The following is a 6,731-nucleotide window of genomic DNA, read 5'->3' on the forward strand; positions in this document are numbered from 1 at the left end:
GTCGCGCGGCGGCAGATCGGGGATCGCGCGCTCAGGCATGGGGCGCAGCGGCTCGCCTTCGAAGTCGACCACGCGCCACCCGCCATCCTGCACCGCGAGCACCTGGCCGAGGTGGAGATCGCCGTGGATGCGCTGCAGCTGCGGCCAGGGGCGCTCCAGCGCGGCCTGGTAGACCGCGTCGATCGCCGACAGCCGGTCGGCCACGGCGGGTACCTCGGCGGCGGCCGTGGCGAGCCTGCGCCGCCACGTGAGCCCCGTGGATGCGACCTGCTCGGGGCCGGCATCCACGGTGCCCAGACTCGCGCCCAGAGCGGCGTGCACTCCGGCGAGGGCGGTGCCGAGGTCGCGTGCCGCGTCGGTGAAGTCCCGCCGCTCCCCGGCAGCATCGAGAGCCACGGCCCAGCCGTCCTTCACGCCGGGGAGGAAGTCCTGGGCGAACCCGAGGGTGCCACGCGCCACGCCGGACTCGCGTCCGGAATCGGGCCATTCTGCGTCGAGGCTCCCGAGGAAGCGCGGCACGTACGGCGACCCCGCGTCACTCAGCGCGCGCTGCACCGTGACGTCGGGGTTCTCGCCGTGGTGCAGGGTGCGGAACAGCTTCAGGATGATCGTCGGGTGTCCGTCCTCCTCGAAGACGATCGACGTGTTGGACTGCTCGCCCGAGAGCACCCGGGAGCCTGTCACGCGGCCGACGTCGACGCCCATCTCCGCGAGCATTCCGACGGCGAAGGCCGCATGCCGCGCGGCATCGATCAGGTAGCCGTCGGCGGTGCGGCTGACGACGGCATCGCCCTCAGACGGCGCATCGACGAGTGCCAGCGGCACGTTGTAAAGCGCAGGGACGGCGCCGGCGTCGTCCATGAGCAGGTAGCGCGTGGCGCCGGGGGCAGGCTGCACGTCGAGGATGCGGAAGCGGGGAACGTGGCTCTTGCCCGCGTACCAGCGCTGGCGCGCCACCCAGGCGCCGAGGTCTTCGTCTGTGAACTGCACGCTCCACCATGGCGCGAATCGCGCCGCCGGGCAAAGGGGTGGACCTGCGGGCCGCCCGCGTAGTACTGGAGCGGTGCCGCGTCGCGAGCCTCGACTCAGCGAGCGACGGCGGGGAGCCCCACCTTCGGCTTCGCCCACGAGCGACCCTGGGTGTCCTTGAGGATGTCGTACTCGACGTCGACGTGCGGCTCGATCGCGCTGTACTTGTCGTTCGGCGCGCCGATGATGAGCTGGAAACCCAATCCCCGCCAGGCGCCGATCGCGCGCTTGGTGAAGTGCGCGTCGGCCTTGATGAGTGCCTCGTCGAGGAACACCGGGGCGTAGCGCGGGCGCTCGGAACCGGCGTCGCCCAGCTGATACCGCAGTGCCGCGCCGACGATGAAGGCGATGAGCTCCTGCGACTCACCGCCGGACTTCTCACCGATGTGGTCGTAGAGCGCGACGTGCTGCTTCGTCACCGCGTGTACCCGCTCGGCGCTCACGCGCACGTGGTTGCGCACGTCGACGAGCTCGCCGAAGTCCGGCGCGGTGCGACGCAGCCGGTCGATGAGCCGCGACATCCGCTGGTAGACGCGCTCGCGGTCGTCGTCGCTCTCGGCGGAATCGATGAGCGCGCGCACATCGCGCAGCTCCTTGCGGAACCGGCGGCGCGCCTCGGACTGGTTCTCGCGGGGCGAGATCTGCAGCCGGTGGTCGTCGTCGTAGAAGGGCAGGTCCTGCATGATCAGGTTGATCGGCTCGATGCGGTCGCGGATCTCGCGCAGCGACCGGCTGAGGGTCGAGTCCAGGTTGGTGAGGTCGTTTCCCGAGAGCTTCAGCAGGCTGTCGCGCCACTCGGACTCGAGCTCGTGCAGCCCGCTGGTCTCGAGCTCGGTGAGAATGCGCTCGAAGTCGCCCAGGGAGTGGTCGGGGTCGGCGAGCAGGTTGGGGTTGGGCCAGCGGTCGAGGAAGCCGGCCAGCGTGCGGCGCAGGCTCTCGCGCTGCTCGCCCACCGCCTCCTGCGCGGCGCGCTGGTCCTCGGTGAACCGCCGCGATGCCGAGTCGAGGGCGGCGTCGAATCGCGCCAGTTCCTGCATGCGCGTGGACGCTCCCTCGCCGTCGGGCAGCAGGAACTGCCCGTCGAGGTAGGCGGCCTGGTCGTCGGTCAGCGCGCGCCCGGCATCGTCGGCCGCGTCGACCGCAGCCTGGGCGGTGTCGACCTCGTCGGTGACGGCGGCCCACGAGTCGGTGAGCCGCTGCTGTTCGGCCTTGGCGCGGCCGATGCCCTCGCGCAGCTCGGCCGCCTCCAGGCGCTTCGCGGCGATCTGGGACTGGATGCCGGCGATCGTCGGATTGTCGGCGGTCACCTCGTCGATGATCGCGGTCCAGCGCTCGCGCTCCTTCTCCACGGATGCCACGTCGACCTGGTCCCAGGTCAGGTCCTGGATCTTCTCGTACGCGCCGCGCCGCGCGTCGAGTGCGTCGAGTTCGGCCGCAGCCTCGAGCGTGGCAGCCTGCGCGGCCTCGAGCTCGGCCCGCGCGGCCCCGAGCTGCGCGTCGAGCTCGCCGACGCGGCGGTCGGTGGAGAAACCGAGCACGTTGCGCCGGCCGTGCCCACCGTGCGCGCCGCGCGCACCCTGTGAGGTCTGACCTGCGATCGTCAGCGCCATCCGATGCGCCGAGAGCTCGCCTGACGTGTCGACGCAGACGTAGCCGAACCGGCGCGAGAGTTCATCCTGCAGCCAGCCGGTGAAGGGGGTGCTGCGGTAGTCCAGCCGGCCGGGAAGCGTCTGCGGGTCGCGGGCGCCGACTTCGGGGAGCCCCGTCTGCACCCCCTCGTAGCGCAGTCGCTCGGACGTGCGGACGGATTCGATGGCGGCGCGGAAGGCCGGGAGGTGAGCGGTGTCGATGAGCAGAGTCGTGGCGAACCCGCCGAGGGCGAGGTTGAACGCCTCGCGCCACGGTTCGAACTCGGTGCGCACCTCGATCAGCTCGCCGACGAAGGGCAGCTGATCGGAGCCCAGTCCCGCGGCCCGTGCCAGCAGCTCCCGGGACTCACGCAGCCGGGTGGGGATGTTGTCGTGGCGCCCTGCAGCCTCGCGACGCTCGGCCTCGAGCTCGGTGATGCGGGCGGCGCGTGCGTTCCTCGCGCCGATCGCCGCGCCGTACGCTTCCCGCAGCGTCGCCTTCGCGTCGGGATCCGCGAGCGCCCGCCGGGCGCGCTCCGCCAGCGTCTCGAACTCCCGCGCCGAGGCGGCCTGCACCTGCAGCACGTCGAGTGCGGCGTCGAGCCGCTCGCGCTCCCGCGTGACGTCGATGAGGCGGCGTTCGAGGCCGCGCAGCTCGCGGTGGGCGGTCTTGAGCCGGTCGCCGCCGGCAGCGCGCAGCACCTCGCCGAGGCCCTCGCGTTCGATGTCGGCGGCATCGGCCAGCGCCTGCTTTTCTCGCACCTTCGCGTCGGCGGTGCGCGTGGCCGCCTGCAGCTCGGCCTCGACGTCGCGCAGCAGGTCGAGACGGCGCGAGGCCCGCCAGAGTGTCGCCAGCGAATCGGGCTCGCTGAACCGCCCGATCGCGTCGATCAGGCGCAGCCGCTCGGCGGCCTCTTCGATGCGTGCACGCGCCGAGCGGATGGGCTGCAGCGCACGCACCTGCTGCTGGGCGGTGAGCATGCGGCTGCGGGTGCTCTCGAGCCCGTCGAAGTGCGCCACGACGGCGTCGGCGGTGGCCATCGTCTCGGGCTCTTCGAGCACCATCCGCTTGTAGAGGTCATCGACGGTCGTGATCTGCTGACCTGCCTGGATGCGGGCGAGCAGACTCATCGCCTTCGCGCCCGCTCCTGCCGCGCCGATGCCCAGAACGGAATGCAGGCGGGCCGAGAACTCGCGGTCGGTGGCCACCGTGTCGAGCCCCGTGCTCTTGACCGCGGCATCCGTCAGGCGCTGACGGGCGGCGTCTTCGAGCGAACTGAGATCGAAGGGCCCGGCCACCGTGGCGCGGACCCGCACGGTGTCTTCGACCAGGCGGGCACCGGCGGGGATGTACCAGGCGCGCACGGCGGTGAAGCGCGATCCGTCGTGGTCGAGCCATGTCATCGACACGGCGGTCCAGGTGTCGACGCCGTCGCCGCGCAGCACGGTGACCTTCGTGCCGTCGTCCGTGCGGGTCTCGTCGGTCTTGCCGCGGGCGTAGGAGAGGATGTTGCGCTGCTCCTGCCCGCGCGGGCGCCCGACGACGGCGCCGTTGGACGCGCCGTTGAACGGGGTGGTGTGCGGCATCATGAGTGCGACGTAGGCGTCCATGAGGGTCGACTTGCCCGAGCCGGAGCCACCGCAGAGCAGCGTCGCCGTCGGCGAGAAGCGCACCCGGTGGGCGCCGTCGTAGCCGCCCCAGTTCACCAGCTGCAGCTCGTCGGCCACCCACTGCTGCCCTCGGGATGCCGCGGGGATGAGCCCGAAGAGGGTGTCGAGCATGGTCATCGTGCGGCCTCCGCGTAGATCTCGGCATCCACGTCGCCGGTGTGGCCGGCGTCGTCCGTGTCGTCGTCGGCGTCGGCATCGGCCTCGTCGTCGAGGTCGATCGTGCCGGATCGCCTCGTCTGCTCGTCGAGCCAGTCGCGCAGGTCGCGCAACCGGTCGGCGCTGAGCAGGATCTCCACGAGCGGGCTGATGAGGTAGCGCCCCTCGGACTCCTCCTCGATGACGCCGTCCTGGCGCAGCCGGGCGACGGCCGCCCTGATCGCCTTCTGGCGGCGCGCGGTGCTGCCGTCGGCTTCGGCGAAGTAGGTCAGCACGGTCTGCTCGATGTCTTCGATGTCGACGCGGGCGGAGGACTCGCCGGTCGTGCTCTCGCGCTGGTAGACGGTGCGCAGGTGCACGAGCACCAGCGTCTCGGCGCGGGAGTACGCCTCATCGCGCAGCAGGATCGGGATCTCGAGTTCGTCGGAGCGCACCTGCTCCTTGTAGGCGACGCCGCGGTCGTGGTCGACGACGAGACGCACGAAGAGGTCGTTGAGCCGGGACTCGATCGCGTGCCGGTGGTCCATCAGCACGGTCCATTCGCCGCGGTTGCGGTCGGCGAGCAGGAATCGGCGCTGCAGCAGGCGCACGAGCACGCGCCGCGCGTCGGCGTCGAGCACGCCGACGTCGCCGGCGAAGAGCTCATCGGGGTCGTGTTCCATCGCCACGGGGGCGATGAACGGCTCGTCGCCCGTGGCGTCGGTGGCGTCGCTGGTGTCGGGGGCGATTGGGGGCTCAGTCATGCGTCGGTTCTTTCACGGTTCTGGCGGTGACGGCGCCGAAGGCGAATCGGCGGCTGGTGCCGTCGGGGCGTCGCGCTTCGGCGACGGAGACCTCGTCGCCCTCGGTCATGCCGTTGCGGTGGGCGATTTCCAGCAGTCCCAGCAGGTCGACCGGCCGCCGGGTGTCATCGGCGGCCCCTTCGAAGGCGGTGGCCAGGTCGAAACGGTCGCCGAGGGTCGCCACGTACGCCTCGAGCTCGGCGTAGCGGGGTCCGCCCCAGGCGCGGGTGTCGGCATCGACGAACTCGACGTCGCCGGGTGACGGCAGCGGTTCGGGCGCCCCGGGTGGCCGCAGGTCGCTCATGGACCGGCGGAGGTGCCCGACGTCGGCCACGGGGAAGGTGTGCAGCGGTTCCACACGGTCGCTCGGCTTCGAGCGCTGCATCCACAGCTGCAGACCCGACATGACGCCGCGCAGCAGCTCGTCGACCTGACGGTCGCGCACCGGGTCGTGCGTGCGCACCTGCGCGGTGATGACCTGCGACGCACGTCGCTGCGCCGTCAGCACCTCCTGCACCCCCTTCTCGACCTGACGTCCGATGGCGTCGAGGTCGGCGCGCTGGGCGGGGGCCATGAGCCGGGCGAACGGCTGGGCGAGCACGGCGTGCAGCTGGCCGGTGAGTCGGTCGATGTTCTCGGCGTCGCCGATGAGACGCAGGGCTCCCTCGAACGCGCGTCCCTCGGGGGTCGCCTGCATGACGTGCCGGCCGCGCTGCAGGTACTCGCGGAGGATCTCGCCCGTCGGGCGCACATCCCGACGGAGGTCGGCCACGACGTCGCGCTGCATCGCCTTGATCGACTCGGCGACCCGTGAGAAGTCGGCGGGCAGCTCGCGGGCGAGGTGCAGCACGTTCTCGGCCTCTTCGAACAGCTGCTCGTCGTCGACGGGCTCGGCCTCGTCGTTGCGGATGCGCGCGATCTCGGCATCGAGGGCGTCACGCTCGGCCAGGAGCATGGCGACCCGCTGCTCGGGGTCGGTCTCGGCATCGCGGGCGAGTCGCTCCACGGACTCCAGCAGCGTGCGCACCCGCGACCGCGACACCCGGGCCCGCCCGCCGCCCGCGCGTCCGGCGATGTCGAGGGCGCCCACCGCGTGCGCGGTGAGCCGGTACACCTCGACGTCGTTCTCGATCTGCGGCGCCAGCCACCCGACGCGCACCCAGTGGCGGCAGATCTCGCGGGCGGTGCCGGCCGGGAGTCGGCGCTCGTCTTCGTCGTAGCCGGCGGCGCGCAGCTCTTCGAGCGCCTCGCCGATCTCGGCGTGGGCATCGGCGACCGCCACCGCGGGCCGGTCGGCGGTGAAGACGATCGACAGGACGGCGACGACGAACGGTGCGTGGCGGCCGTGCAGCAGGTCGAGCGTCGGGTTGCGGAAGGCAGCCACCGAGCGCTGATACGCGGCTTCAGCGCGAGTGTTCGACATCGCAGACAAGCCTAGTTGACCCGCATGCGGGCCCACCGTGCC

General features: G+C 71.8%; 4 protein-coding genes. All 4 read right to left on the reverse strand.

The features are described from left to right. Positions 1-990 (reverse strand): phosphotransferase (locus NQ160_RS15895; protein WP_257516147.1); only part of this gene is annotated, 990 nt, incomplete at its 3' end. A gap of 95 nt (positions 991-1,085) precedes the next feature. Continuing rightward, positions 1,086-4,445 (reverse strand): ATP-binding protein, encoded by a 3,360-nt coding sequence (locus tag NQ160_RS15900; protein WP_257516148.1) that lies wholly within the window; start codon positions 4,443-4,445, stop codon positions 1,086-1,088. After that, positions 4,442-5,227 carry a DUF4194 domain-containing protein gene (locus NQ160_RS15905; protein ID WP_257516149.1) on the reverse strand — a complete coding sequence of 262 codons (786 nt, stop codon included), beginning with the start codon at positions 5,225-5,227 and terminating at the stop codon, positions 4,442-4,444. The genes NQ160_RS15900 and NQ160_RS15905 overlap by 4 nt, the downstream gene beginning before the upstream one ends. Further along, positions 5,220-6,689, reverse strand: a complete 1,470-nt coding sequence (locus NQ160_RS15910; RefSeq protein ID WP_257516150.1) for a DUF3375 domain-containing protein — start codon at positions 6,687-6,689, stop codon at positions 5,220-5,222. The genes NQ160_RS15905 and NQ160_RS15910 overlap by 8 nt, the downstream gene beginning before the upstream one ends. Between the last annotated feature and the right edge of the window lie 42 nt (positions 6,690-6,731).

The organism is Microbacterium sp. zg.Y909 (genome assembly GCF_024626565.1).